The organism is Pseudomonas panipatensis, assembly GCF_900099785.1.
GTDB lineage: Bacteria > Pseudomonadota > Gammaproteobacteria > Pseudomonadales > Pseudomonadaceae > Pseudomonas > Pseudomonas panipatensis.
Map to the genome: position 1 here is coordinate 119,417 of NZ_FNDS01000008.1, position 24,302 is coordinate 143,718.

Here is a 24,302-nt window from a genome sequence, read left to right on the forward strand (position 1 = left end):
GCTCTCGTAATTGACCGGGCTGTAGACGTTCCGGCGCGCTCCACGGAAGGCCAAACAGATACGCGGTAAACGCTACGCAGACATAGAAGCATTCAAAACAACGAGAGGACTAACGTGTGCGCATTCCCTTCCGCAAAACCCTGATCGCTGCAGCTTCCCTGCTGAGCCTGAGCGCCGCCGTCGCGCAGGCCGAGCCAACCGTGCATGTCTACAATTGGACCGACTACATCGGTGAGACCACCCTCGCGGACTTCCAGAAGGCCACCGCGATCAAGCCGGTCTACGACGTCTTCGACTCCAACGAAACCCTGGAAGGCAAGCTGCTGGCCGGTCATACCGGCTACGACGTGGTCGTGCCGTCGAACAACTTCCTTTCCAAGCAGATCAAGGCTGGCGTGTTCCAGAAGCTCGACCGCAGCCAACTGCCGAACTGGCAGAACCTCGATCCGGCGCTGATGAAGCGTCTGGACAAAGCCGATCCGGGCAACCAGTACGCCGTTCCCTATCTGTGGGGCACCAACGGCATCGGCTACAACGTAGAGAAGATCAAGGCCGTCCTGGGCGTCGACAAGATCGACTCCTGGTCCATGCTCTTCGAGCCCGAGAACATCAAGAAGCTGACCCAGTGCGGCGTCGCCTTCCTCGACTCGCCGGACGAAATGTTCCCGGCAGTGCTCAACTACATGGGGCTGGACCCCAACAGCACCAATCCGAAGGATTACGAGAAGGCCGAGGCCAAGCTGATGGCCGTCCGCCCCTACGTCACCTATTTCCACTCGTCGAAGTACATTTCCGACCTGGCCAACGGCAACATCTGCGTGGCCGCCGGTTTCTCCGGCGACATCTTCCAGGCGGCCAACCGCGCCAAGGAAGCCGGCAAGGGCGTGCACATCGCCTACTCGATCCCGAAGGAAGGCGCCAACCTGTGGTTCGACATGCTGGCCATTCCGTCCGATGCGCCTAATGTCAAGGAAGCGCACGCTTTCATCAATTACCTGCTGCAGCCTGAGGTCATCGCCAAGGTCAGCGAGTACGTGGGGTATGCAAACCCCAACAGCAAGGCCGACTCTGTCATGGATCAGGAGTTGCGTAACAATCCGTCGGTCTATCCGGCGCAGGACGTGCTAGACCACCTTTACGTATCCATTCCGCTGCCGCCGAAAGTGCAGCGCCTGGAAACCCGTTCCTGGACGAAAATCAAGTCCGGTAAGTAATAGCAATCCAAGCATGCCCGGCCGCGGGGGTCGGGCATCAATAGTTGGGAGTTGTGGTAATGGCTATAGCCTCCGGTGCCTACAAGAAAGCCCTCGCGGGCGACCAGCAGCCGAAAGAGGTGTTGGTAAAAATCGACCGGGTCACCAAGCAGTTCGACGAGACTCTGGCAGTGGACAGTGTGTCCCTGACCATCAAGAAAGGCGAAATCTTCGCCCTGCTCGGCGGCTCCGGTTCCGGTAAGTCCACCCTGTTGCGCATGCTCGCCGGCTTCGAGCGGCCGACCGAAGGTCGTATCTTCCTCGATGGTCAGGACATCACCGACCTGCCGCCTTACGAGCGGCCGATCAACATGATGTTCCAGTCCTACGCGCTCTTCCCGCACATGACCGTGGCGCAGAACATTGCCTTCGGCCTGAAGCAGGACGGCCTACCCAAGGCCGAGATCGACAAGATCGTCGAGGAAATGCTCAAGCTGGTGCAGATGACCCAGTATGCCAAGCGCAAGCCGCACCAGCTCTCCGGTGGCCAGCGCCAGCGGGTGGCACTGGCGCGCTCCCTGGCCAAGCGTCCGAAGCTACTGCTGCTCGACGAGCCCATGGGCGCGCTGGACAAGAAGCTGCGCTCGCAGATGCAACTGGAGCTGGTGGAGATCATCGAGCGCGTCGGCGTGACCTGCGTGATGGTGACCCACGACCAGGAAGAGGCCATGACCATGGCCCAGCGCATCGCCATCATGCACCTGGGTTGCATCGAGCAGATCGGCAGCCCGATGGACATCTACGAGACCCCGGCCAGCCGTCTGATCTGCGAGTTCATCGGCAACGTCAACATGTTCGACGGGCAACTGGTCGAGGACCTGCAGGACCACGCGGTGATCGCCTGCCCGCAACTGGAGAACCCGATCTACATCGGTCACGGCATCAGCACCCGTGCCGAGGACAAGCGCATCACCTATGCGCTGCGTCCGGAGAAGGTCATGGTCAGCGCGCAGAAGCCGGAAAACCTGGAACACGCCGGCTTCAACTGGGCCCAGGGCACCGTCTACGACATCGCCTACCTCGGCGGCCATTCGGTGTACTACATCAAGCTCGCCTCCGGGATGATCGTGCAGGCCTTCATGGCCAACGCCGAGCGTCACGTGGCGCGCCCGACCTGGGATCAGCCGGTCTACATCAGCTGGTACGACGATAGCGGTGTGGTACTGCAATCATGAATGTCGCCAAATCGATCCTGAAGCGCCTGCCCCGCGGCCGGCACGCCGTGATCGGTGTGCCGTTCCTCTGGCTGTTCCTGTTCTTCCTGCTGCCCTTCGCCATCGTGCTGAAGATCAGTCTGGCGGAAGCGGATGTGGCCATTCCGCCGTACACCGAAGTCTTCCAGTACGCTGACCACACCATCCAGGTGGTGCTGAAAATCGGCAACTACCTGATGCTGACCGACGACCCGCTCTACATCGACGCCTACCTGGGCTCGCTGAAGATGGCCTTCATCAGTACCCTGATCTGCTTGCTGGTCGGCTACCCGATGGCCTATGCCATCGCCCGTGCCAGCAAGGAAATGCAGACCGTGCTGCTGCTGCTGATCATGATGCCGACCTGGACGGCGATCCTGATCCGCGTGTACGCCTGGATGGGCATCCTCTCCAACAACGGGCTGCTCAACGGCTTCCTGATGTGGCTGGGGGTGATCAACGAACCGCTGACCATCCTCAACACCAACCTGGCGGTGTACATCGGTATCGTCTACTCGTACCTGCCGTTCATGGTCATGCCGCTGTACGCGAACCTGGTGAAGCACGACATGAGCCTGCTGGAGGCCGCATCCGACCTGGGCGCGCGCAACTTCACCAGCTTCTGGAAAATCACCGTGCCGCTGTCGAAGAACGGCATCATCGCCGGCTGCATGCTGGTGTTCATTCCGGCGGTGGGCGAGTTCGTCATCCCGGAACTGCTCGGCGGTCCCGAGACGCTGATGATCGGCAAGGTGCTGTGGCAGGAGTTCTTCAACAACCGTGACTGGCCGGTGGCATCCGCCCTGGCGGTGGTCATGCTGGCGATCCTTATCGTGCCCATCATTCTCTTCAACAAGAACCAGGCCAAAGAGCTGGAGGGCAAGGTATGAGCAAGCGCTGGTCGTTCTCCAACATCATGCTGATCGCGGGCCTGCTGTTCATCTACGTGCCGATGGTCATCCTGGTCATCTTCTCCTTCAACGGCTCCAAACTGGTGACCGTATGGGGTGGCTGGTCGGTGAAGTGGTATGTCGGTCTGCTGGACAACACCCAGCTGATCAGCGCGGTGTTCCGCTCCCTGGAAATCGCCGTCTACACCGCGTTTTCCTCGGTGGCGCTGGGCACCCTGGCGGCCTTCGTGCTGACCCGCATCCCGCGTTTCCGTGGCCGCACGCTGTTCGGCGGCATGGTCACCGCGCCGCTGGTCATGCCCGAGGTGATCACCGGTCTGTCGCTGCTGCTGCTGTTCGTGGCCATGGCGCAACTGATCGGCTGGCCGCAGGAGCGCGGTATCGTCACCATCTGGATCGCCCACACCAGCTTCTGCTCGTCCTACGTGGCGGTGGTGGTGTCGGCTCGCCTGCGTGAATTGGACCTGTCCATCGAAGAGGCAGCCATGGACCTGGGCGCCAAGCCGTGGAAAGTGTTCCTGCTGATCACCATCCCGATGATCGCGCCGTCCCTGGCGGCCGGTGGCATGATGTCCTTCGCCTTGTCGCTCGACGACCTGGTGCTGGCCAGCTTCGTCTCCGGCCCCGGTTCCACCACCCTGCCGATGGAGGTCTTCTCCGCCGTGCGTCTGGGCGTGAAGCCGGAAATCAACGCGGTGGCCAGCCTGATTCTGCTGACCGTCTCGCTGTTCACCTTCTTCGCCTGGTACTTCACCCGTCAGGCCGAAGAGCGGCGCAAGCGCGCGGTGCAGGAGGCCATGGAGGCCAATGCCACCGACTGGCAAAAGGGTTCGCCAGCCACCGCCTGAGGCCGTCTTGTCGGCCGGCCGTATCCGGCGTCTGTCGAACCACGGGCCACCTTCGGGTGGCCCGTGTTCTTTGTGGCGGGACGACTTATTCCACTCGCGGAGGCCTACAGGGTTTCTCAGAATCTTCTGGCGTGATTCCTCTCATACTTCCGCGCGATTGCCATCTACTATTCAAGTGTTCGTCGCGGATCGCTGGCTTTTCCCCGCAGCTTGGTCGGCAATCACGGCGCCGGACGACTTTTTGTGCAGAAGCAACGCACCAACGCGGGAGGTGGCGCCGAATACAAGACCCCGAGTTATCCCTAGGGGAAATAGCGCGCCAGGGAGCCACGGCACCTCCTGCAGTCCCTACAGCGAAAACGACGAACCCCGCCTGGCGGGGTTCGTCGTTTCTGCCCTCCGCCGATCGGCTGCGGCTAGCGGTTGGCGGGCTCCAGCTTGAGCAGCCCCTTGCTGTTGGCCTTCACTTCCTCGTCCAGGTAGTGCTCCGGCATGTACAGCCCCTCGACGTAGCTTTGCGCCTGGTCGGCATAGTGCGCGTCGAAGAGGACTCCGCTCTGGCCGACGGGGTTGATGCCCAGCGCATGGGCCGGGTCGGCGAAGTCGATCAGGCGCCGGGTCGAGGGGCCATAGGTCACTTCCCAGGGCGCCGGACCGACGCGCGCGGAGAAATTGTTGGGCGTCTCGTGGCTGCCGGGCGCCTCGAACGGGCCGACATTGAACAGGCGATCCAGCGGCTTCTGCATGCCCAACGGGTGGACATGGGTGAGGGTGTGCGCCTTGCCCCATTGCCAGTGCGCCGGATCCGGCCCGAGTAACTCGCGCAAGTGTTCGAGGCTGGCCTGCCAGGCACCCTTGACGATGTCCGCGCGGGTTTCCTTCTGCGGCGTGGCGCGCTTGTCCCACCAGGGCGAGTCCGCATCCGCGGTCAGGCGTGGCAACATGCTGTCCAGCACGCGCGTGGACAGCAGGCTATCGAAGAAGGCATCGCCCAGTTCGTCATGCATGGCGTCGTGGGCGATCTGGTAGAGCAACTGGTTGAACAGCGTGGCCGCCACCGAATCCAGCGGGTAATCGCCTTGCCACTGCGCCAGTCGCTCGACCAGGGCCTTTTCTTCGGCGTTGCCCGCTGCGTCACGGAGGATCGGCAGCAGCGGGGCCAGGGTACGCGGGCCGTAGCCGGTGCCGGTATCCAGTTGCAATGCCTGGCTGTTCTGCAGGTCCCACTTCACGCTGCTGTCGCTCAGCCGCTGGTTCAGCCGCCGGCCACGATCCGCCAGGTTGTAGTAACCGGGGATCGGCCGGCCATTGGCGGGCAGCGGCTGGAAGTTGGCCGAGACGATATAGCCGCGCGGCGGGTTTTCTTCCTGCGGATTCTCGTTGAATGGGTAGAAGCCATCCTTGTCCGCCGCGGTGCCGCTGCCATCGAGAATGAAGTTGGGGTCGACGCCGGCCGGGCGCTTGACCAGCTTGGCCGCGGCCCACCAGGCGATATCGCCGCTGGCGTTGGCCCAGACCACGTTGAGCCCCGGCGCCTGGATGTTCGCGACGGCGCCGCGGGCCTTGTCCAGGGTGTCGGCGCGGTCCAGGCGGTAGAAGGCGTCGAGGAGTGGATTCTCGGTCTCGAGGAAGCCCCACCACATGGCGATCGGTGTCTTGCCGCCAGCATTGCCGAGGGCATCGTTGATCAGCGGGCCATGGGGCGAGCTGCGCAGCGTCAGGCGAACCGGGTCCTGGCCTTTGACCGCGATGCTCTGCTCCTCGCTCTTCAGCTCGACCCACTGGCCGTGGTACCAGACCTGGTTGGGATTGTCCGGGTTGACCTTCTCGGCGATCAGATCGAGGTCGTCGTTCTGGAACATGGTCAGGCTCCAGCCGAACTGCAGGTTGTGGCCGAGCATGGCGAAGGGCACCAGCGCCTGGTGGTGACCGTAGAGTTCGAAGCCTGGCGCGCTGAGCTGCGCTTCGTACCACACCGAGGGGGTGGCGAAGCGGATATGCGGATCGCCGGCCAGCAACGGCTTGCCGCTGCGCGTGCGGCTTCCGGCTACGGCCCAGGCGTTGCTGCCCTCGAACTGTGGCAGGCCGGCAGCCTCCAGGGCCTCTCGACTCAGCCGGGCAATGGCGTTGAGGTCGCGCCAGTCGGCGGCGGCCAGCGCGCCGGACTGCTTCAGCATGCCCTCGGGGTGCCAGGCCAGGTCGAAGTCCTTGAGGTAGTCACTGCCGAGGGTGTCGCGGATGTAGGTCAGCACCGGCTCGGTACGGAAGGCGGCGGCGAAGCTGTAGGCCAGGTAGCCGGAAACGGCGACGGTGTCTTCGGCGGTGAAGGGGCGCTTGGGAATGCCCAGTACGTCGAATTCCAGCGGTCGCGGGTGGTTGGCCTGGTACTGGTTGATGCCATCCAGGTAGGCCTGCAGCGCCAGCCAGACCGGCGATTGCTTGTCCTGCCTGGCGACGTATTCGGCGGCGTGGTCGCGCAGGCGCAGGCTGCGGAACAGGCGATCGGTCTCCACCAGCTTGGGGCCGAGCACCTCGGCCAGTTCGCCGCGGGCCAGGCGGCGAATCATCTCCATCTGGAACAGCCGGTCCTGGGCATGCACGTAGCCCAGGGCACGGTACAGGTCAGTCTCGTTCTGTGCGCGGATATGCGGCACGCCGCGCTCGTCGTAACGCACGACGACCTCGGCCTGCAGGCCACCCAGTTGCGCCAGGCCGTCGCGGATCGGCTGCTTGCCGTGCAGGTACCAGGCAGCGCTTCCCGTGCCGGCCATGATGACCAGGGCGAGGACTGTCAGGGGGCGTTTCATTCAGCTCTCCTTGTTGTTTTGTGCTGAGGCGCGCGTGGGGGTCTGGCAGAAAACTCCTCAGACTAACCAAGGTGGTCACTGGATGTCGATGCTGCGAAAGGTGAGGCGGGCGGGCGCGAGAGGCTCTGGATGGCGCGCTTGGGAGCGCGGCGGAGGGAAACGCGGAGCAGTTGCCCGCACCAGAAGCACTGGTGCGGGTCGGGGACTGGCTTATTCGGCCAGCGGTACCTGGCTGCCGACATCCAGGACCATCATGGCGTCGAGCTGGGTTTCGATCTGCAGGAAGCGCATGGCGCGTGTCGGCGACACTGTCTTGGCGATCCGCGCGACATACTTGTTGCGCAGGTCCAGGCGGCGGCTCTGCAGGTCCTCCACGCGCTTGATCAGCTTGCTGGCATCCTGGTCCGAGACTTTGCCGGTGTTATAGGACTTGGCGTAGTCGGCCAGCAAACCCAGGCTTTCGTGGCTGAGCTTGTCGGCCTCGGTGCGGTAGGTGTTGTAGATCGGCCAGAAGGCTTCGCCTTCCTTGTCGCTCAGGCCCATGTTGGCCTCGACGATACGCTTGCGCTTGTAGTCGATGTCGGCCAGGCGATTCTGGATCTCTGCCTTGTGCTCCTTCAGCACGTCCTGGCCGCTGGCGTTGGTCTGGTCATCGGCGCTGGCCAGCAGTGGCGTGGCGAGCAGGGCGCAGAGGACGAGGGTCGAACGTAGACGCATGCTGTAGCTCCTTATCGCGGGACCGGCCCTTCATGGGCCGGTCGCCCCAGTCTAGCCAGGCTGGGGCGGCCGGCGGAGAAAAGCGCATCATTGTTTGATCCCGGTCGGGTTCCAGGGGCAATAACAGCCCAATGCCAGGGTGTGGGTCGCGTTCACCGCCCGCCCGCTGACCAGGGCTTCGAGGACCGGCTCGATGAAGCTGTTGCTGGAGCTGCAGGTGGCGCCTTCGCTGTAGGGGCCGAAGTAGGCCAGGCGCCCCTGGCGATCCCAGATCGCCACCGCCGGGCTGGCTGGCAACTGTTCGGCGCCGGGCACTCCGGCGAGCGCCTTCAAGCCGGCCAGGGTGCTCGGCAGTTGGCCACGGCTGCCGGGTTTCTGCAGCGAATAGAACGCCACCCCTTGCGGGGCAAAGCGCGCCAGCAGTTCGACGAGGTGCTGCTGGTTACCGACGTTGCACGGGCAGGCCGGGTCCCAGAAATGCACCAGGCGGATCGGCCCCGGCCCGGCCAATTCCGCGGGCAGCTGCAGGATGTCGCCGGCAAAGAGGGTCGGTTGCTGGCTGAATGGGCGAATGTAGCGGCCCTGGAACCATTGGTAGGCGCTCAGCAGGCCGATGGCGCAGAGCAGGGCGAGCAGGCAGGAGAGCAGCAGGCGACGGCGGGAAGTCATGGCGAATACCGGTAAGATAGCCGGCAAGATTGCCACGCCTGCGCGCGCGGCAGAATATCCCGGCAAGCGTCCGCGCATTCGCCGGCGCACGCCACTCCCAGCGGGGCCCCTGATGCCTGAAGCCTTCCAGCCCGAATCCCTGCGTCAACGCCTGCGACCCCTGGCCGCAGCCGAACTGGACAGCCAGGTACTCGGTTACCAGTCCTACTACGGGCTCGACCTGCGCGACCGCTACCCCGGTCTGGAAAGCCGCCTGGGGGTCTTCGAGTGCGCCGGTTACCGCATCGCCGCGCAATACTGGCGGCCGCCGTTGGCCCAGGGCAGTCTGTTGCTGCTGCACGGCTACTACGACCACATGGGGCTGTATCGCCATGTGATCGAGTGGGCGGTGGGGCTGGGGCTGGCGGTGCTGGCCTGCGACCTGCCCGGACATGGGCTGTCCGGCGGCGAGGCGGCGAGCATCGGCGATTTCGGCGAGTACCAGGCAGTGCTCGCCGGTCTGCTGGAGCAGGCCGACGCACTCGGCTTGCCGCAGCCCTGGCACCTTTGCGGGCAGAGCACCGGCGGCGCCATCCTTCTCGACTACCTGCTGACCGGCGCCCCGCGCCCGGAACTCGGGCGTACTCTGCTTCTCGCGCCGCTGGTGCGGCCGCGCGCCTGGGCTTGGTCGAAACTCAGCTATCAGTTGCTGAAACCCTTCGTCGGTTCGATTCCGCGGCGTTTCAGCGACAACTCCAACGACCCTGAATTCCTCGCCTTCCTGCGTGAGCGCGATCCCTTGCAGCCGCGCACCCTGCCCACCGCCTGGGTGGGCGCGCTGGCGCGCTGGATACCGCGCATCGAAGCCGCGCCCGCGAGCGCCCAGGGGCTGCTCGTGGTGCAGGGCGATGCGGACGAAACGGTGGACTGGCGCCACAACCTGAGGGTGCTGGAGGACAAGTTCGAGCGGATCGATTGCCTGCTGCTGAGCGGCGCGCGGCATCATCTGGCCAACGAGAGCGAAACCCTGCGTCAGCGCTATTTCCAGTTTCTCGGCGAGCGGTTGTTGTAGGCGGGGGAGACACGGCGGGGTGGGACCGTAGAGCGGAGGGGCTGTTCCTGGCTCCCTGCGCCTGTCCTGCGGCGCCACCTCGTTCTACGGTGCGCAAATACTAGCGGATTCCCTTATCAGGCCTGGGCTTGCCGAGGCGCGGGAAGTTTCCGTGCGGACCTAGGGCGTATTCCCGTTGGCCGACAGGCCGGCCCTGACCGCGGCCAGCGCTGCCTGGTAATAGGCCTTGCCGGCGGGCGATTCGGCGAATTCGGCAAAGGCGCCCAGTTCGTTGTCGGACAGCCCGCGGTAGACGTAGAGCAGGGTGTTATCGAGGTCGGCGCCGATCTGCTGCATGAGGTTCTGCCGCTGACCTTCGAGCATCCCCTGGCCTTGGCCCTGGCCGAGCAAGCCCGGCAGCATCTGGCTGAGGCTGTCGGCGGCGACGCTGGCCAGCGCCATGCTGACCTCGGCGCCGGCTTCGCGGGCCGGCAGCGCCTGGCTCAGGCGGTGGGCGATCTGCCGGCGTTGCTCGCTGACCTGCTGGCGCGGCAGGCCGCCGGCGTAATGGGCCAACTGGTCGCTGCGCGTGGCCAGGGTTTCCGCAGCGCTGATCTTGTGTCCCAGCGGGGACTGGAAGAATGCCAGCGCCGGGCCGCTGTCCGGCAGGTTCTGGCGCAGGCCGTCGAGCGCGCGGGCGTCGATCTGCGCCGGGGCGAAGCGCTGGTTGCTGTTGTCCACCAGGGCCTGGTACAGCGCGGGCGGCAGGTTGTTCTGGTAGCGCTTCTGCGCCGCATGCAGGGCATCGTTGAAGTGCGCGCGTTGCTCGGGCCAGCCGGCCACCTGGTACAGGCGCTGATAGTCGTCGGCCAGGACGGGTAGGCCCAGCATCAGCAGGGCTAGGGCTAGCAGTGCACGCAATTCGGGTTCCTCCGGGCGACAGCTTGCGTTCGCCGCGGCTATTGTCGGCAAGCCTGGCCTCGCTTGTCGAGGCGCTTGTGGCGGGCGTTACAATAGCGCATGAACCAATATCCCGATTCCCCCCTGCTGCAACATATCGCCGACGACCTGGCCGAACAGGGCTGGTCGCTGCAAAGCGTGTTCCTTTCCGCTGAGCTGACCGAGGCCCTGGCCGACGAGTGTCGCGCCCGTGCGCAGGCCGGCCAGCTCGCCGCCGCTTCGGTCGGTCGCGGCGAGGGGCAGGCGGTGCGCGAGGGCATTCGCGGCGATCGCATCCAGTGGCTGGAGCCGGGCCAATCGCCGGCCTGCGACCGCTATCTGGCGCTCATGGATGCCCTGCGCCAGGAGCTGAACCGCAGCCTGTACCTGGGGCTGGAGGATTTCGAGTGCCACTTCGCGCTTTATCCGCCGGGCGCTTTCTATCAAAAGCACCTGGATCGCTTCCGCGATGACGACCGGCGCAGCGTATCGGCGGTGCTCTACCTCAATCCGTCCTGGCTGCCGCAACAGGGTGGAGCGCTGCGTCTGTACCTGGCGGATGGTTCGGCGCGCGATATCGCACCGCTGGGCGGCAGCCTGGTGGTGTTTCTCTCCGGGGAGTTTCCCCACGAAGTGCTGCCGGCCGAGCGCGAGCGTTTGTCGCTCACCGGCTGGTTCCGCCGCCGCGGCGACGCGCCGCTCTGAGGCTCGGCGGGGCGGGGACCCGGCCGAAGCAAGGCTGTCCCGCCAACCGCTGGGCGTAGCGTCGCCTGGCGTGACCCTCGCGGATCGACGCGCTAGTCTTTGCCCATCGCAAAGGAGTGGTTCGCTCATGCAGAAGATTCTCGTCAGCCGTTGCCTGCTGGGACATCGGGTGCGCTACGACGGCGGTAGCCATGGCCCCTTCGATCTGCTGGCCCGCTGGCAGGCGCAAGGGCGCGTGGTGGCGCTTTGCCCGGAAGTGGCCGGCGGCCTGCCAACGCCACGGCCGCCAGCGGAGATTCCCGGCGGTCGCGGCGGCAGGGTGCTGGATGGCCTGAGCCAGGTGTTCACCGTGCACGGCGAGGACGTCAGCGCCGCTTTCATTCGAGGTGCCGAACAGGCCGTCGAGCTGGTGCGCGCCCACGATATCCGCCTGGCCATCCTCAAGGCGCGCAGTCCGTCCTGCGGCAACCGCGAGAACTACGACGGCAGCTTTTCCGGCATGCGGGTGCCCGGCGAGGGCGTGACCGCGGCTGCCCTGAAACGCCTCGGCGTGCTGGTGTTCAGCGAAGAGGAACTGGACGCGGCGGCGGTCTGCCTGGCCGGTCTGGAGGCGGGTGGCTGACGCATTCGGAGAGCCTTTGCCGCACTATTCCGCTTGAGCCCTGCGCAGGGATGCCTATGCTGAGTGCTCCAGGCGGACCTTTGCGCTCAGGTATGGTGTGCCACGTCACCGAGCGCCGCTGCTATTCGTCGGGAACCTGGCGGTCCGCCCGCGCTTTCCATACCCGTGTCACAGGAGAACTCCATGAAGCTCATGTTGCCTTGCCTCGGCCTTGCCGGCCTGCTGCTCGCCGCCTCCGCCGCGACCATGGCGGAGGGCATGCCGCGCACCCAGGCTCCCGAAGGTGCCAAGGTGTATTTCATCGAACCGCATGACGGCGCCACCGTCGGCAAGACCTTCACCGTCAAGTTCGGCCTCAAGGGCATGGGCGTGGCGCCCGCCGGTGTCGACTCGCCGAACACCGGCCACCATCACCTGCTGGTCGATCTCAAGGAGCAGCCGGCGATGGACCAGCCGCTGCCGGCGAACGATAACATCCGCCACTTCGGCAAGGGCCAGACCGAGACCGAACTCACCCTGCCGCCGGGCAAGCACACCCTGCAACTGCTGGTCGGCGACAAGAACCACGTGCCGCTCGACCCGCCGGTGGAGTCGCAGAAGATCACCATTACCGTCAAATGAGGCGGGCATGACATGAAAAAGGGAGGCCGAAGCCTCCCTTTTTCATGTCCGAACAGCGACTGCGATCAGAACAGCACGCGGCTGCGGATGGTGCCGTTGACGTGCTGCAGCTTCTCCAGCGCCAGATCGGAGTACTCGGCGTCGACGTCGATCACCACGTAGCCGACCTTATCGTTGGTCTGCAGGTACTGGCCGGAGATGTTGATGCCGTTGTCGGCGAACACCTTGTTGATTTCGCTCATCACGCCCGGGATGTTGGCGTGGATGTGCAGCAGGCGGTGCTTGCCCGGGTGCGACGGCAGGGCCACTTCGGGGAAGTTGACCGAGGACACCGAGGTGCCGTTGTCGCTGTACTTGACCAGTTTCTCGGCGACTTCCAGGCCGATGTTGGCCTGGGCTTCGGCGGTGGAGCCGCCGATGTGCGGAGTCAGGATCACGCGGTCCAGGCCACGCAGCGGGCTTTCGAATTCTTCGTCGTTGGACTTCGGCTCGACCGGGAACACGTCGATGGCGGCGCCGATCAGGTGTTCGTCCTTGATTGCGTTGGCCAGGTGATCCAGCTCGACCACGGTGCCGCGCGCGGCGTTGATCAGGATGCCGCCCTTCTTCATGGCGCGGATTTCCTTCTCGCCGATCATCCACTGGGTGGACGGCAGTTCCGGCACGTGCAGGGAAACGATGTCGCACAGGCCGAGCAGTTCGTGCAGCGAACCGATCTGTTGCGCATTGCCCAGCGGCAGCTTGGTCACCACGTCGTAGAAGTAGACCTGCATGCCCAGGGCTTCGGCGAGTACCGAGAGCTGGGTGCCGATCGAGCCGTAGCCGACGATGCCCAGCTTCTTGCCGCGGATTTCGAAGGAGTTGGCCGCCGACTTGATCCAGCCACCACGGTGGCAGGAGGCGTTCTTTTCGGGGATGCCGCGCAGCAGCAGGATGGCTTCGGCCAGCACCAGTTCGGCCACCGAGCGGGTGTTCGAGTAGGGCGCGTTGAAGACCGCGATGCCGCGCTCGCGGGCGGCGTCGAGGTTGACCTGGTTGGTGCCGATGCAGAAGCAGCCGACGGCGATCAGCTTCTTGGCAGCCTCGAAGACTTCTTCGGTGAGCTGGGTACGGGAGCGGATACCGATGAAGTGCACATCGGCAATCTTTTCCTTCAGCTCTTCACCGGACAGCGCACCCTTGAGGTACTCGATGTTGGTGTAGCCGGCGGCTTTGAGGGTATCCACCGCATTTTGGTGGACGCCTTCGAGAAGAAGGAATTTGATCTTGCTCTTGTCGAGAGAAGTCTTGCTCATCTGCTTGAACCTGTAGTCCCGGAGCCCGTGGTTCCGAATAGAGTGGCTAGAAATCGAACAGCTCTGGCCGAACCGGCCGGTGCCAGGCAGCTCGGCGCCTGTAGGCGATCTGCATGGGGTGCGTATGCTAGCATGTTCTCCCTTTTCCTTGCCCGGTTGCGACCTGAGCTGTTCTCAGGACGACCATGAACCATTTGAGAGTTCCTTCAATGACCCGCGAAGCCCTGATCGAATCGCTGAAGCCCCTGGTGGAGCCCGGCAAGCTGCTCACCGACGCCGATTCCCTCGAGACCTACGGCAAGGATTGGACCAAGCATTTCGCTCCGGCGCCGCTGGCCATCGCCTTCCCGAAGAGCATCGAGCAGGTTCAGGCCATCGTTCGCTGGGCCAATGAACACCAGGTCGGCCTGGTGCCCTCGGGCGGTCGCACCGGCCTGTCCGCCGCCGCCGTCGCCGCCAATGGCGAAGTGGTGGTGGCCTTCGACTACATGAACAAGATTCTCGACTTCAACGCCTTCGACCGCACCGTGGTGTGCCAGCCGGGCGTGGTCACCAAGCAATTGCAGACCTTCGCCGAAGAGCAGGGGCTGTACTACCCGGTGGACTTCGCGTCTTCCGGTTCCAGTCAGATTGGCGGCAACATCGGCACCAATGCCGGTGGTATCAAGGTCATTCGCTACGGCATGACCCGCAACTGGGTGGCTGGCCTGAAGGTGGTCACCGGCAAGGGCGATCTGCTCGAACTGAACAAGGACCTGATCAAGAACGCCACCGGCTACGACCTGCGCCAGCTGTTCATCGGCGCCGAGGGCACCCTGGGCTTCGTGGTCGAGGCCACCATGCGCCTCGAACGCACGCCGAAGAACCTCACCGCGATGGTCCTCGGCACGCCTGACTTCGATTCGATCATGCCGGTGCTGCACGCGTTCCAGAGCAAGCTCGACCTGACCGCCTTCGAGTTCTTCTCCGACAAGGCGCTGGCCAAGATCATGGCGCGCGGCGACGTGCCGCCGGCCTTCGAGACCGACTGCCCGTTCTATGCCCTGCTGGAGTTCGAGGCTTCCACCGAGGAAGTGGCCAACGAGGCCCTGGCCACCTTCGAGCACTGCGTCGAGCAGGGCTGGGTGCTGGACGGCGTGATGAGCCAGAGCGAGCAGCAGCTGCAGAACCTGTGGAAGCTGCGCGAGTACATCTCCGAGACCATCTCGCACTGGACGCCGTACAAGAACGACATCTCGGTCACCGTGTCGAAGGTCCCGGCTTTCCTCAGGGACATCGATGCGATCGTCGAGGCCAACTACCCGGACTTCGAAGTGGTCTGGTTCGGCCACATCGGCGACGGCAACCTGCACCTGAACATCCTCAAGCCGGAAAACCTGTCCAAGGACGAGTTCTTCGCCAAGTGCGCCACCGTCAACAAGTGGGTGTTCGAGACCGTGCAGAAGTACAACGGCTCGATCTCCGCCGAGCACGGTGTGGGCATGACCAAGCGCGACTACCTGGGTTACAGTCGCTCGGAGGCCGAGATCGGCTATATGAAAGCGGTCAAGGCGGTGTTCGATCCCAACGGGATCATGAACCCGGGCAAGATCTTCGCCGAGTAAGTCGAGTTACCCAGAAGGGCCGGTTCACCGGCCCTTTTCACGTGCAGCGCCGCCGGACGTGGCGCGCAGCGCCGGCAGGCGGCCGCTACCGCCCGGGATCGCGAGCCCTGGCCGGCAGAATCCTTTCCATCCGTTCAGGAGTCGGTAATGAGTTACCAGCATCAGTATGTCGATGGCACCCGTATCCACTTCCCGCTGGGCAAGGTGGTCTGCGTCGGGCGCAACTATGCCGAGCACGCCAAGGAGCTGAACAACCCGGTGCCCACCGAGCCGCTGCTGTTCATCAAGCCGGGCTCCTGCGTGGTGCCGAGCGAGGGTGGCTTCGCCATTCCCGAAGGCCGTGGCGACGTGCACTACGAAGCGGAGATCGCCGTGCTGATCGGCAAGCCGCTGTCGCGCCAGCCGAGCCGCGAGGAAGTGCTGGATGCCATTTCCGGCTATGCGCCGGCGCTGGACCTGACCCTGCGCGACGTGCAGGCCAAGCTGAAGGAAAAGGGCCTGCCCTGGGAGTTGGCCAAGTCGTTCGACGGCGCCTTCGTCCTCGCGCCCTTCGTCAGCGCCGACCATTTCCCCGATCCAGCCGACATCGGCATCCGCCTGAGCATCGATGGCGAGGTGCGTCAGGATGGCAACAGCCGCGACATGCTCAATCCGATCGTGCCGCTGATCCAGCACATCTGCGGGCATTTCTCCCTGCAGCCGGGCGATGTGGTGTCCACCGGCACGCCGGTCGGGGTGGGACCGCTGAAGCATGGCAATGCCCTGGTGCTCGAACTGCCGGGCGCCAGCCGCTTCGAAAGCCGCGTGCTCTGAGCCGCGCAAGGTCCGACGAAGGCCGCCGCAGGGCGGCCTTTTCGTTGCCTGGGCGGTTATCGGTTTGCCACGGATGCGCACGCCGGGTGAATGCCGGCGGCGGATTAATCCTGGCTTAAGGGCGAATTCAGGCTTGTTTCAGCGTCGCTGCCTAGCCTGGGCCCAACGAAATCAGCCAGGAGGCACCCCATGAAACTGCGTCATTTCTCCCTGCTCGGCGCCATTGCCCTGTTCTCGGGCGCCAGCGTCGCCGCCGGTTATGTCGGTCCGGGCAGCGACAGCGCGGCAGCGACCACCGCCACCCCGCTCACCACGGTGAAGCAGGCGCTGACCGCCGCGGACGACACCCCGGTACGGCTGGAGGGCAGCATCGTCAAGCGCATCGAGGGCGAGCATTACCAGTTCAAGGACGCCAGCGGCAGCATCCGCGTCGAGATCGGCAGCCGGCAGTGGCCCGCCGAAGCCGTTTCCGAGAGCACCAAGGTGCGCCTGAGCGGTGAAGTGGACGTCGACCACAAGCGCCATGAGATCGACGTCGATCAGCTGGAAATCATCCAGTAAGCGCCCCGCGCCGCCCCGTTCATCCCGATCCACGGTTGCCGCGTCCTCCCTCCCCTGGGGCGACGCGGCCTTTTTATGCGCGGCGTTCAGCGATGGGTGCTTTCGAAGCCTTGCAGCACGTTCACCGCGTTGATGCCGATCTCCTCCACCGCATAGCCACCCTCCATGACGAACAGTGTCGGCAGCCCCAGCTTGCCGATGCTCTCGCCCATGCGCAGGTAGTCCGGGCTGTCCAGCTTGAACTGCGAGATCGGGTCCTCCTTGAAGGTGTCCACGCCGAGGGAGACGATCAGCACGTCCGGGGCGTAGGCGCCGATCTGGCGGATGGCCGCCTGCAGCGCCAGGTTCCACACCGACCAGTCGCTGCCGGAAGCCAGCGGGTAGTTGAAGTTGAAGCCTTCGCCGACGCCCTGGCCCTTCTCGTCGGCGTAGCCGAGGAAGTACGGGTATTCGAAGCGCGGGTCGCCATGGATTGAGGTGAAGAGCACGTCGGCGCGGTCGTAGAAGATGTCCTGGGTGCCGTTGCCGTGGTGATAGTCGACGTCGAGGATGGCCACCCGCGCGGCGCCCTGGTCGAGCACCGCCTGGGCGGCGATGGCGGCGTTGTTGAAGAAGCAGTAGCCGCCCATGAAATCGGCCGACGCATGATGTCCCGGCGGGCGGCACAGGGAGAACACCGAGCGCGCGCCCTTGGCCAGTTCGGCCTGGCCGGTCAGGGCCACGTTCACCGAACTGGTGATGGCCTGCCAGGTGCCGGCGGTGATCGGTGCGCCGGCATCGAAGCTGTAGTAGCCGAGGCGGCCGTCGATGCTGTCCGGTTCTTTCTGCCGCAGGCGCCGGTTGGGCCAGGCGATCGGCAGCATGTCGTGGCTGCGGCCGGTGGCCAGCCAATCGCGCCAGGCGTGCTGGAGGAAGTTCACGAAGCCTTCGCTGTGTACCCGCAGGATCGGCTCCAGGCCGAACCCGCGCGGGCCCTGAATCTCGCCCAGGGTCACGGCCTTGACCCGGTCGAGGACCATGTCGGCGCGACTGGGTTTCTCATAGCAGGGGGTGAACTGGCCGCCGATCAGCTCGTGCTGGCCGTGGTGCAGGCGATGGTCATCGCTGTAGATCGTCAACATCGTCGGTACTCCTCGGGCGCTGTCCGGGCGCCCGTCTTGGGTGTTGATCTGGCCGGTCCCGGCGACGCGCATGGCCGGGGCCGCACCGGACGCCTGGGCAGCCCAGGGCGGTGTTCGGCCGGTCGCATCGGCAGCCGCTCGCCGGGCGCAACCCGGTGAGCGCTCAGAAAGGCGGATGGATAGGCGGTCTGTCCGTGCGCTTGCCTGGCGGGGCCGGGGCCCCGCCGGCGCAGCGTTGGCTTACTTCTTCAGCTTGGTCCAGACCTTGGCGCGCAGCGCCAGGGACTTCGGCGAGCAGAGCTGGAAGGGCTTCAGGCGGTCCAGCTTGTCGGTCGGGGTGTTGATCGCCGGGTCGTCGAACAGCTCCTTCTCCATGAACTTCTCGGAACCGGTGATGGCGTTGTTGTACTTGGCGAAGTTGGAGGCGGCGGCGATGTTTTCCGGCTGCATCATCCAGTTGAGGAAGGCGTGGGCTTCCTTGACGTTGGTGGCGTCCTTGGGAATCGCCAGGTTATCGATGAACAGGCGGATGCCTTCCTTCGGATAGACGTAGACCAGGCTGGCGCGCTGGGCGTGGGCGCGGTGGAAGGCGCCGTTCCATTGCTGGTGCATGTACACCTCGCCGGCGGCCATGCGTTCGATGGTGCCGTCGCTGTTGTACATCGCCAGCATGGGTTTCTGCTTGAGCAGCAGGTCGAGGACCTTCTCCGCCGCCTTGGGATCTTCGGTGCACTCGTCGACGCCGGCGTAATAGGTGGCCGGGGCCCAGAGGTCGTCGATGGAGTTGAGCGCGACCACCTTGCCCTTGAAGTCTGTCGGCGGCTCGAAGAAGGGCTTCCAGCTTTCCTCGAACTGGCCGCCCGGCGCCTTGGCGCTGTCGTAGCTGTAGCCGGTGGTGCCCCACAGGTAGGGCACGGTGTAGTCGTGGCCGGGGTCGTAGCTGAGGGTCTTGAACTTGTCCTTGAGGTTGGCCAGGTTCGACAGTTGCCCCTTGTCGAGTTTCTGCAGCAGGCCTTCCTTGACGAAGATTTCGATGAAGCTGTCCGAGGGCACCACCACGTCATAGGCGCCGCCGCCGGCCTTGAGCTTGGCGAGCAGGGTTTCGTTGCTGTCGTAGGAGTCGAGGGTGGCGTGAATGCCGGTGTCCTTCTCGAATTTCTTCAGCAGATCCGGCGGGAAGTAGTCGGACCAGTTGGCGAAGTGCAGGGTGCCTTCGGCATGGGCCTGGCTGGCCAGGGTGACGCCCGCGAGTAGCGCGGCCTTCAGGGCCAGCGCGAGGGGTGAGCGGCGGATGGTCATCGGTGAAGCTCCTTGGGTAGTTGTTATCGGGAGGCAGTCAGCGCCGGCGCTGGCCGACGTAGTACGACAACGCAACGAACGCGATGGAAATCAGGAGGATGATCGAGGAGATCGCATTGATCTTCGGAGATATCCCCATTCTTATGGAACTGAAGATGTACACCGGCAGGGTGGTGGCCCCGGCGCCGGCGACGAAGTAGGTGATGACGAAGTCGTCCATCGAGATGATGAAGGCCAGCATCGCCCCGGAAAGGATGCCGGGCATCAGCAGCGGACAGGTCACCCGCCAGAAGGCTTTCCACGGCGAGGCGTAGAGGTCGGCGGCGGCTTCCGCCAGGCGCGGGTCCATGCCTTCCAGGCGGGCGCGGATCGGCAGGTAGGCGAAGGGGATGCAGAACACCACGTGGGCGATGAGGATGGTGAACAGCGACAGCTTCAGGCCGATGAAAGCGAAGAACATCAGCGTGGCCACCGCGGTGACGATTTCCGGCACCAGCAGCGGCAGGCCGAGCACCCCGTTCATCAAGCCCTGGCCGCGGAAGGCGCGGCCGCGCATGCCCAGCGCCGCCAGGGTGGCCAGCGCGGTGGAGATCAGCGTGGCCAGGCTGGCGACCATCAGCGAGTTCTTCGCCGCGCGGACGATCTCCGGGTCGTTGGCCACCACCGCGTACCACTTGAGGCTGAAGCTTTCCCAGAGGGTCGCCGACTGGCCGCTGTTGAAGCTCAGCACCACCAGCACCAGGATCGGAACGTAGAGGAAGGCGAAGAACAGCCAGGCGGCCGGGCGCACGCCGGTGAAGCGCCACAAGGGATTCAGCGAGTTCATGGGTGACCTCCGGCGGCGCCCTGCTTGAAGCGCATGCTGTAGATCAGCATGGCGGCGAGGACGAAGGCGAGCAGGGCGAACGACAGCGCGGCGCCGAACGGCCAGTTGTGCGCGGTGCCGAACTGCAACTGGATGAGGTTGCCGATCATCAGCGACTTACCGCCGCCGAGCAGCTCGGGAATGATGTAGTTGCCCAACGAGGGGATGAACACCAGGATGCCGCCGGCCACCACGCCGGGCATCGACAGCGGGATGATGATCCGCTTGAGCGCTTTCCAGCGATTGGCGCCAAGGTCGAAGGCGGCCTCCACCAGGCGCCAGTCCATCTTCTCCAGGCTGGTGTAGATCGGCAGCACCATGAACGGCAGGTAGGTGTAGAGCAGGCCGATGATCACGGCCTTGTCGGTGTACAGCAGGCCGATGGCGGCGTCGCTGAAGCCCAGGGCGTGCAGGCCCTCGTCGACCAGGCCGCCGTTGCGCAGCAGCAGGATCCAGGCGTAGACGCGCACCAGCAGGTTGGTCCAGAACGGCACCGTGACCAGGAACAGCAGCAGGTTGCGCCGGCGTTCGTCCTGCAGCGCCAGGTAGAGCGCGGTGGGATAGCCGATCAGCAGGCAGCCGAGGGTGGTCAGGATGGAGAGCCAGAAGGAGCGCTGGAAGATGCCCAGGTAGTCGGTGTTGAACACCAGGGCGTCGTCCAGGTCGCGCTCCCAGAGGAAGTTGAGGTAGGCCTCCAGGGTGTGCTGGCCCCATTTGACCCCGCCGTAGTCGCCCGGCGCCTGGATCGACACGGCGAACATGATGCCCAGCGGCAGGACCAGGAATACCAGCAGCATGAACATGGCCGGGGTGGTCAGCGCCAGCCGCGCGCGCAGGCTCTTGCGCTCGGCTTGCAGGCGCAGCGTACTCATTCGGCGAGTACCCGGATGGCGTTGCCGGGCACCCGCACGCGGACCCGGCTGCCCGGCGCGTGGGGCGTGTGCGCGCCGTCGCGGTTCTGCTGGCGTACGCGGAAGCCGCTGCTGCCGCCGATATTCAGGTGGTACACGGTGTCGGTGCCCACGTAGACGATGTTCTCCACCAGGCCTTCGAGCTGGCCGTCATGGGCCAGTTCGGTGCGCTCCGGGCGGATCGCCAGGGTCACCTTGCCGGACTGGATGGTGCCGGTGGCGAGCACCTGGCCGTCGGCGAGGACCACGCCGTGGGCATAGGCCTCGCCTTCGAGGAAGTTGGTCTCGCCGATGAAATCGGCCACCAGGCGATTGACCGGCGCTTCGTAGATTTCCGTGGGCGAGCCCACCTGCATGACCTTGCCCTTGCTCATCACCGCGATGCGGTCGGACATGGTCAGGGCTTCCTCCTGGTCGTGGGTGACGAAGATGAAGGTGATGCCGGTTTCGTGCTGCAGGCGCTTGAGTTCGATCTGCATTTCCTTGCGCAGCTTCAGGTCCAGCGCCGACAGCGATTCGTCGAGCAGCAGCACCTTGGGCCGGCTGGCCAGGGCGCGGGCCAGGGCGATGCGCTGCTGCTGGCCGCCGGACAACTGGTCGGCGCGGCGCGCGCCGACGTCGGGCAGGCGCACCAGGTCGAGCATGGCCTTCACCGTGGCATCGATCTCGGACTTGGCCTTGCCCTGCATTTCCAGGCCGAAGGCGATGTTCTGCGCCACCGTCATGTGCGGGAACAGGGCGTAGCTCTGGAACACGGTGTTGACCGGGCGGCGGAAGGGCGGCAGGCCCTCCATGGGCTCGCCATACAGGCGGATGCTGCCGGAGGTGGGTTGTTCGAAGCCGGCGATGAGCCGCAGGAGAGTGGTTTTACCGCAGCCGGACGGGCCGAGGAGGGTGAAGAATTCGTTGGCGCGGATGTCCAGGGACACGTCGTCCAGGGCTTTGAGGCCTTGGCCGGGGGTACCGAATTCCATGCCGATTCGCTCGATGGCAATCGCGCTGGTCATACTTCAATACCATGCAGTTAAGCAGTTGTTATTGTTGAGGTTTTGCGATTCTGACGATCGCTTCACCTAGCTGCGGCTTGATAATGAACCGCCTTTCGGAAAGGGCAGAACGATAGAACAGGCCAATAAGGGATAAATCAGGCCAAGTTCATGGGCCGTTTGCATGACGTCGGGACTGGCCAGGAGCCGATGGCGGCCGCGATCGCCCGGCCCGAGCCGCGCGGACGAAGGTCGCCGGATGGCGCGTGTGGACCTGGGCGATGCGCGACTGCGGATCAGCCGCGGTAAAGGCTCGGGCTGTAGCCGCTCCAGCGCTGGAAGGCATGGCGGAAGCTGGCGGTCTCGCTGTAGCCGAGTTGCTCGGCGATCAGGTAGATCGGCAGGTCGGTGTCTTTCAGCAGTTGCCTAGCCTTGTCGTAGCGCACCTCGTCGAGCACTTGCTGGTAGCTGGTGTTGTGCTGCTGCAGGTGCCGCCGCAGGGTGCGGCTGGAGCGGTGCAGGTGGCGCGCCACGGTTTCCAGGCTGCGGCTCTCCTGCAGGTGATTGGCGAGGTGGCGGCGGATCACGTCGAGGATATCGCCGCGGCTGCTGAGCGCGGCACTCAGGCGCTGGCATTGCTGCAGCCCGTTGCGGCAGCTCACCGGATCGGCCAGCGGCAGCGGGCGTTCGAGCAGCGCCGGGCCGAAGCACAGGGCGCTGGTCGGGGCGCCGAACTCCACCGGGCAGCCGAGCCGTTCGGCATACGCATGCGCGTGCAGCGGCGGGCGGTAGGCCAGCAGCAGGCGGCGCGGGCGCACCGATTCGCCGAGCAGGTCGCGGACCACGGTCAGCAGCGAGGTCATGCACAGCTCGGTGTTGAAGACCGTCAGTTCCGGGGCGTAGCGATAGCCATCGGCGCTCAGGCGGACCTCGTCGCCGTGATCCTGCAGCGCCAGGCGAAAGTAGGTGCCGAGCAGGTCGGGGTAGTGCATGGCGTGCTGCAGGGCATCGCGCAGGGTGCGGCTGGCGAGCATGCTGTAGCCGAGGATGCCGTAGGCCGAGACATGCATGCGCAGGCCGAGGTAGAGGCCCAGCGCCGGGTCCTGGTGACAGCTCAAGGCATTGGCGAAGACGCGCAGCTCCTGGGCGTGGCTGACGAATTTCTCCGCGTTCTGCAGGTCGGCCTCGGCAATGCCGCTGCCCTCCAGCAAGCGCGCCCGTGGAATGCCGGCCTGGCTGAGCACCTCGGTGGCCAGGACCACGGTGTGCAGGGTGGTCAGGATACGCTGCTCGGGAAGCTGGAATGCAGGCATTGGAACCCTCGTGTGGCAAAGCGAGCGATCACGGTTGCACTGTCCTGAATGTAGCCTGGGGTCGTTTGCCCGTGCCAGCGCATCGCCCTCGGGAGGCCGCGTTCAGCAGTCGTCGCTGATTCCGGCGTCGCTGGCGTAGCGCTTCACCGCCGCCACCCCGCCTTCGGCATTGGCGCGGTTGGCATACATCTGGCTCTGCCCGATCACTTGGCCGTTGCTGGCCTTGAGCACGAAGTAATGCTTGCCGTTGACCGCCACCTTCAGCTCGAAGGCGCCGTCGCGGTGGGCGTTCTGCCGCACCGATTCGATGCCGTCGCGGGCGGAGGCCTTGGCTTTGTAGAGTTCGCTGGAGAGGACGATCTCGCCATTGCTGGCGTGTAGGCTGAAATGAAACTGACCATCGCTGGCCCGCTTCAGATGGTATTTCGCGGCCATGGCTGCCTCCGTCGGTGTCGGGAACAAGGCAAGCCTAGCTGCCGGATGGCGGCTGGCCAGTACCGCGCCCCGGGCGGGGCGCGATCGGGGCAAGGCTCAGGCCTTGAGGGTTTTCACGCCCTCGGCGGTGCCGAGCAGCAGCAGGTCGGCGGGGCGCGCGGCGAACAGACCGACGGTGACCACGCCGACGATGTTGTTGATCTGCTCTTCCAGGTGCGTCGGGCTGTCGATGCGCAGGTTGTGCACGTCGAGGATGATGTTGCCGTTGTCGGTCAGCACGCCCTCGCGGTACACCGGGTCGCCGCCCAGCTTGACCAGTTGGCGGGCTACGTGGCTGCGGGCCATGGGGATGACTTCCACCGGCAGCGGGAAGGCGCCGAGGATCGGCACCAGCTTGCTCTGGTCGGCGATGCAGACGAAGGTCTTGGCCACCGCGGCAACGATTTTCTCGCGGGTCAGCGCGGCGCCGCCGCCCTTGATCAGCTCCAGGCGCTCGTTGCTCTCGTCGGCGCCATCGACGTAGAACTCCAGCTCGCTCACGCTGTTCAGGTCATAGACCGGGATGCCGTGGCCCTTGAGGCGCTGGGCGGTGGCCTCGGAGCTGGCCACGGCGCCGTCGAACTCGGCCTTGTGCCTGGCCAGCAGGTCGATGAAGAAGTTGGCGGTGGAGCCGGTGCCGACCCCGATGATGCTCTTGCTGTCGAGGTGCGGAAGGATATGGTCGACGGCGGCCTGGGCGACGGCCTGCTTGAGCTGGTCCTGGTTCATGTACGCGGTTCCGGGG

Annotated in this window: 24 protein-coding genes; 11 read left to right on the forward strand and 13 right to left on the reverse strand. The window is 65.0% G+C overall.

From position 1 onward, the window contains the following. Nucleotides 1–116: 116 nt before the first annotated feature. Genes BLQ74_RS18930 through BLQ74_RS18945 form a run of 4 tightly spaced genes read left to right on the forward strand, consistent with a single transcriptional unit; the run spans nucleotide 117 to nucleotide 4,205 of the window. Complete coding sequence (locus BLQ74_RS18930; protein WP_090265042.1) at nucleotides 117–1,214, forward strand: polyamine ABC transporter substrate-binding protein; 1,098 nt, start codon at nucleotides 117–119, stop codon at nucleotides 1,212–1,214. A 59-nt stretch (nucleotides 1,215–1,273) separates the two neighbouring features. Then, on the forward strand, nucleotides 1,274–2,428 hold the full coding sequence (locus tag BLQ74_RS18935) for an ABC transporter ATP-binding protein (protein WP_090265044.1): 1,155 nt from the start codon (nucleotides 1,274–1,276) through the stop codon (nucleotides 2,426–2,428). A 26-nt stretch (nucleotides 2,429–2,454) separates the two neighbouring features. Next, entirely contained in the window at nucleotides 2,455–3,336 is an 882-nt protein-coding gene (locus BLQ74_RS18940) for an ABC transporter permease subunit (protein WP_090265504.1), read from the forward strand. After that, nucleotides 3,333–4,205, forward strand: a complete 873-nt coding sequence (locus BLQ74_RS18945; RefSeq protein WP_090265046.1) for an ABC transporter permease subunit — start codon at nucleotides 3,333–3,335, stop codon at nucleotides 4,203–4,205. Before BLQ74_RS18940 ends, BLQ74_RS18945 begins: the two co-directional genes overlap by 4 nt. Nucleotides 4,206–4,621: 416 nt before the next feature. Here BLQ74_RS18945 and BLQ74_RS18950 read toward each other — a convergent pair whose 3' ends face one another. The 3 genes from BLQ74_RS18950 to BLQ74_RS18960 all read right to left on the reverse strand — a co-directional run bounded on the left by BLQ74_RS18950 (nucleotide 4,622) and on the right by BLQ74_RS18960 (nucleotide 8,398). Then, on the reverse strand, nucleotides 4,622–7,012 hold the full coding sequence (locus tag BLQ74_RS18950) for a penicillin acylase family protein (RefSeq protein WP_090265048.1): 2,391 nt from the start codon (nucleotides 7,010–7,012) through the stop codon (nucleotides 4,622–4,624). Between the two features lie 210 nt (nucleotides 7,013–7,222). Continuing rightward, on the reverse strand, nucleotides 7,223–7,729 hold the full coding sequence (locus BLQ74_RS18955) for a transcriptional regulator (protein WP_090265050.1): 507 nt from the start codon (nucleotides 7,727–7,729) through the stop codon (nucleotides 7,223–7,225). 87 nt (nucleotides 7,730–7,816) lie between these two features. After that, nucleotides 7,817–8,398 (reverse strand): DUF6436 domain-containing protein, encoded by a 582-nt coding sequence (locus BLQ74_RS18960; protein ID WP_090265052.1) that lies wholly within the window; start codon nucleotides 8,396–8,398, stop codon nucleotides 7,817–7,819. Between the two features lie 112 nt (nucleotides 8,399–8,510). On the opposite strand from BLQ74_RS18960, the gene bipL reads away from it, so the two are divergent. Continuing rightward, nucleotides 8,511–9,449 (forward strand): phospholipase BipL, encoded by a 939-nt coding sequence (gene bipL / locus BLQ74_RS18965; protein ID WP_090265505.1) that lies wholly within the window; start codon nucleotides 8,511–8,513, stop codon nucleotides 9,447–9,449. 159 nt (nucleotides 9,450–9,608) lie between these two features. Here the strand turns inward: bipL and BLQ74_RS18970 are convergent, their stop codons facing one another. Further along, a complete protein-coding gene (locus tag BLQ74_RS18970) occupies nucleotides 9,609–10,349 on the reverse strand; it encodes a hypothetical protein (protein ID WP_090265054.1) in 741 nt (246 codons plus the stop codon). 99 nt (nucleotides 10,350–10,448) lie between these two features. On the opposite strand from BLQ74_RS18970, the gene BLQ74_RS18975 reads away from it, so the two are divergent. The 3 genes from BLQ74_RS18975 to BLQ74_RS18985 all read left to right on the forward strand — a co-directional run bounded on the left by BLQ74_RS18975 (nucleotide 10,449) and on the right by BLQ74_RS18985 (nucleotide 12,315). Continuing rightward, a complete protein-coding gene (locus BLQ74_RS18975; protein ID WP_090265056.1) occupies nucleotides 10,449–11,072 on the forward strand; it encodes a 2OG-Fe(II) oxygenase in 624 nt (207 codons plus the stop codon). A 127-nt stretch (nucleotides 11,073–11,199) separates the two neighbouring features. Then, nucleotides 11,200–11,694 carry a 2-thiouracil desulfurase family protein gene (locus BLQ74_RS18980; RefSeq protein WP_090265057.1) on the forward strand — a complete coding sequence of 165 codons (495 nt, stop codon included), beginning with the start codon at nucleotides 11,200–11,202 and terminating at the stop codon, nucleotides 11,692–11,694. A 183-nt stretch (nucleotides 11,695–11,877) separates the two neighbouring features. Further along, complete coding sequence (locus BLQ74_RS18985; RefSeq protein ID WP_090265059.1) at nucleotides 11,878–12,315, forward strand: DUF4399 domain-containing protein; 438 nt, start codon at nucleotides 11,878–11,880, stop codon at nucleotides 12,313–12,315. Nucleotides 12,316–12,380: 65 nt separating this feature from the next. Here BLQ74_RS18985 and serA read toward each other — a convergent pair whose 3' ends face one another. Then, nucleotides 12,381–13,610, reverse strand: coding sequence for a phosphoglycerate dehydrogenase (gene serA, locus BLQ74_RS18990; protein ID WP_090265061.1), 1,230 nt, complete (start codon nucleotides 13,608–13,610; stop codon nucleotides 12,381–12,383). A 209-nt stretch (nucleotides 13,611–13,819) separates the two neighbouring features. Between serA and BLQ74_RS18995 the strand changes: the two genes are divergently transcribed. The 3 genes from BLQ74_RS18995 (at nucleotide 13,820) to BLQ74_RS19005 (ending at nucleotide 16,588) form a co-directional block, all read left to right on the forward strand. Continuing rightward, the gene (locus BLQ74_RS18995) at nucleotides 13,820–15,214 is read left to right on the forward strand and encodes an FAD-binding oxidoreductase (RefSeq protein WP_090265062.1); all 1,395 of its coding nucleotides are present in this window, start codon (nucleotides 13,820–13,822) and stop codon (nucleotides 15,212–15,214) included. A 147-nt stretch (nucleotides 15,215–15,361) separates the two neighbouring features. Next, a complete protein-coding gene (locus BLQ74_RS19000) occupies nucleotides 15,362–16,027 on the forward strand; it encodes a fumarylacetoacetate hydrolase family protein (protein WP_090265064.1) in 666 nt (221 codons plus the stop codon). A gap of 189 nt (nucleotides 16,028–16,216) precedes the next feature. Further along, nucleotides 16,217–16,588, forward strand: coding sequence for a NirD/YgiW/YdeI family stress tolerance protein (locus BLQ74_RS19005; RefSeq protein WP_090265066.1), 372 nt, complete (start codon nucleotides 16,217–16,219; stop codon nucleotides 16,586–16,588). 86 nt (nucleotides 16,589–16,674) lie between these two features. Here the strand turns inward: BLQ74_RS19005 and BLQ74_RS19010 are convergent, their stop codons facing one another. The 8 genes from BLQ74_RS19010 to rpiA form a co-directional block, all read right to left on the reverse strand. Next, complete coding sequence (locus tag BLQ74_RS19010) at nucleotides 16,675–17,709, reverse strand: histone deacetylase family protein (protein WP_090265068.1); 1,035 nt, start codon at nucleotides 17,707–17,709, stop codon at nucleotides 16,675–16,677. A gap of 240 nt (nucleotides 17,710–17,949) precedes the next feature. Then, nucleotides 17,950–19,008: an ABC transporter substrate-binding protein gene (locus BLQ74_RS19015; RefSeq protein ID WP_090265069.1), complete on the reverse strand. Its 1,059-nt coding sequence runs from the start codon at nucleotides 19,006–19,008 to the stop codon at nucleotides 17,950–17,952. A gap of 37 nt (nucleotides 19,009–19,045) precedes the next feature. Continuing rightward, entirely contained in the window at nucleotides 19,046–19,834 is a 789-nt protein-coding gene (locus BLQ74_RS19020) for an ABC transporter permease (protein ID WP_090265071.1), read from the reverse strand. Continuing rightward, nucleotides 19,831–20,745, reverse strand: coding sequence for an ABC transporter permease (locus BLQ74_RS19025; protein ID WP_090265073.1), 915 nt, complete (start codon nucleotides 20,743–20,745; stop codon nucleotides 19,831–19,833). Before BLQ74_RS19025 ends, BLQ74_RS19020 begins: the two co-directional genes overlap by 4 nt. Further along, nucleotides 20,742–21,791 carry an ABC transporter ATP-binding protein gene (locus tag BLQ74_RS19030; protein WP_090265075.1) on the reverse strand — a complete coding sequence of 350 codons (1,050 nt, stop codon included), beginning with the start codon at nucleotides 21,789–21,791 and terminating at the stop codon, nucleotides 20,742–20,744. Before BLQ74_RS19030 ends, BLQ74_RS19025 begins: the two co-directional genes overlap by 4 nt. Nucleotides 21,792–22,066: 275 nt before the next feature. Then, nucleotides 22,067–23,083 carry an AraC family transcriptional regulator gene (locus BLQ74_RS19035; RefSeq protein ID WP_090265078.1) on the reverse strand — a complete coding sequence of 339 codons (1,017 nt, stop codon included), beginning with the start codon at nucleotides 23,081–23,083 and terminating at the stop codon, nucleotides 22,067–22,069. A 102-nt stretch (nucleotides 23,084–23,185) separates the two neighbouring features. Next, nucleotides 23,186–23,518, reverse strand: a complete 333-nt coding sequence (locus BLQ74_RS19040; RefSeq protein WP_090265080.1) for a YegP family protein — start codon at nucleotides 23,516–23,518, stop codon at nucleotides 23,186–23,188. A 96-nt stretch (nucleotides 23,519–23,614) separates the two neighbouring features. Further along, nucleotides 23,615–24,286 carry a ribose-5-phosphate isomerase RpiA gene (gene rpiA, locus BLQ74_RS19045; protein ID WP_090265082.1) on the reverse strand — a complete coding sequence of 224 codons (672 nt, stop codon included), beginning with the start codon at nucleotides 24,284–24,286 and terminating at the stop codon, nucleotides 23,615–23,617. Between the last annotated feature and the right edge of the window lie 16 nt (nucleotides 24,287–24,302).

What these genes read in the sequence shown, in the direction of transcription:
- BLQ74_RS18935 (WP_090265044.1), top strand. Translation starts at nt 1,274, where the DNA reads ATGGCTATAGCCTCCGGTGCCTACAAGAAAGCCCTCGCGGGCGACCAG.
- BLQ74_RS18945 (WP_090265046.1), top strand. Translation starts at nt 3,333, where the DNA reads ATGAGCAAGCGCTGGTCGTTCTCCAACATCATGCTGATCGCGGGCCTG.
- BLQ74_RS18950 (WP_090265048.1), bottom strand. Translation starts at nt 7,012, where the DNA reads ATGAAACGCCCCCTGACAGTCCTCGCCCTGGTCATCATGGCCGGCACG.
- BLQ74_RS18955 (WP_090265050.1), bottom strand. Translation starts at nt 7,729, where the DNA reads ATGCGTCTACGTTCGACCCTCGTCCTCTGCGCCCTGCTCGCCACGCCA.
- BLQ74_RS18960 (WP_090265052.1), bottom strand. Translation starts at nt 8,398, where the DNA reads ATGACTTCCCGCCGTCGCCTGCTGCTCTCCTGCCTGCTCGCCCTGCTC.
- bipL (WP_090265505.1), top strand. Translation starts at nt 8,511, where the DNA reads ATGCCTGAAGCCTTCCAGCCCGAATCCCTGCGTCAACGCCTGCGACCC.
- BLQ74_RS18975 (WP_090265056.1), top strand. Translation starts at nt 10,449, where the DNA reads ATGAACCAATATCCCGATTCCCCCCTGCTGCAACATATCGCCGACGAC.
- BLQ74_RS18980 (WP_090265057.1), top strand. Translation starts at nt 11,200, where the DNA reads ATGCAGAAGATTCTCGTCAGCCGTTGCCTGCTGGGACATCGGGTGCGC.
- BLQ74_RS18985 (WP_090265059.1), top strand. Translation starts at nt 11,878, where the DNA reads ATGAAGCTCATGTTGCCTTGCCTCGGCCTTGCCGGCCTGCTGCTCGCC.
- serA (WP_090265061.1), bottom strand. Translation starts at nt 13,610, where the DNA reads ATGAGCAAGACTTCTCTCGACAAGAGCAAGATCAAATTCCTTCTTCTC.
- BLQ74_RS18995 (WP_090265062.1), top strand. Translation starts at nt 13,820, where the DNA reads ATGACCCGCGAAGCCCTGATCGAATCGCTGAAGCCCCTGGTGGAGCCC.
- BLQ74_RS19000 (WP_090265064.1), top strand. Translation starts at nt 15,362, where the DNA reads ATGAGTTACCAGCATCAGTATGTCGATGGCACCCGTATCCACTTCCCG.
- BLQ74_RS19005 (WP_090265066.1), top strand. Translation starts at nt 16,217, where the DNA reads ATGAAACTGCGTCATTTCTCCCTGCTCGGCGCCATTGCCCTGTTCTCG.
- BLQ74_RS19010 (WP_090265068.1), bottom strand. Translation starts at nt 17,709, where the DNA reads ATGTTGACGATCTACAGCGATGACCATCGCCTGCACCACGGCCAGCAC.
- BLQ74_RS19015 (WP_090265069.1), bottom strand. Translation starts at nt 19,008, where the DNA reads ATGACCATCCGCCGCTCACCCCTCGCGCTGGCCCTGAAGGCCGCGCTA.
- BLQ74_RS19020 (WP_090265071.1), bottom strand. Translation starts at nt 19,834, where the DNA reads ATGAACTCGCTGAATCCCTTGTGGCGCTTCACCGGCGTGCGCCCGGCC.
- BLQ74_RS19025 (WP_090265073.1), bottom strand. Translation starts at nt 20,745, where the DNA reads ATGAGTACGCTGCGCCTGCAAGCCGAGCGCAAGAGCCTGCGCGCGCGG.
- BLQ74_RS19030 (WP_090265075.1), bottom strand. Translation starts at nt 21,791, where the DNA reads ATGACCAGCGCGATTGCCATCGAGCGAATCGGCATGGAATTCGGTACC.
- BLQ74_RS19035 (WP_090265078.1), bottom strand. Translation starts at nt 23,083, where the DNA reads ATGCCTGCATTCCAGCTTCCCGAGCAGCGTATCCTGACCACCCTGCAC.
- BLQ74_RS19040 (WP_090265080.1), bottom strand. Translation starts at nt 23,518, where the DNA reads ATGGCCGCGAAATACCATCTGAAGCGGGCCAGCGATGGTCAGTTTCAT.
- rpiA (WP_090265082.1), bottom strand. Translation starts at nt 24,286, where the DNA reads ATGAACCAGGACCAGCTCAAGCAGGCCGTCGCCCAGGCCGCCGTCGAC.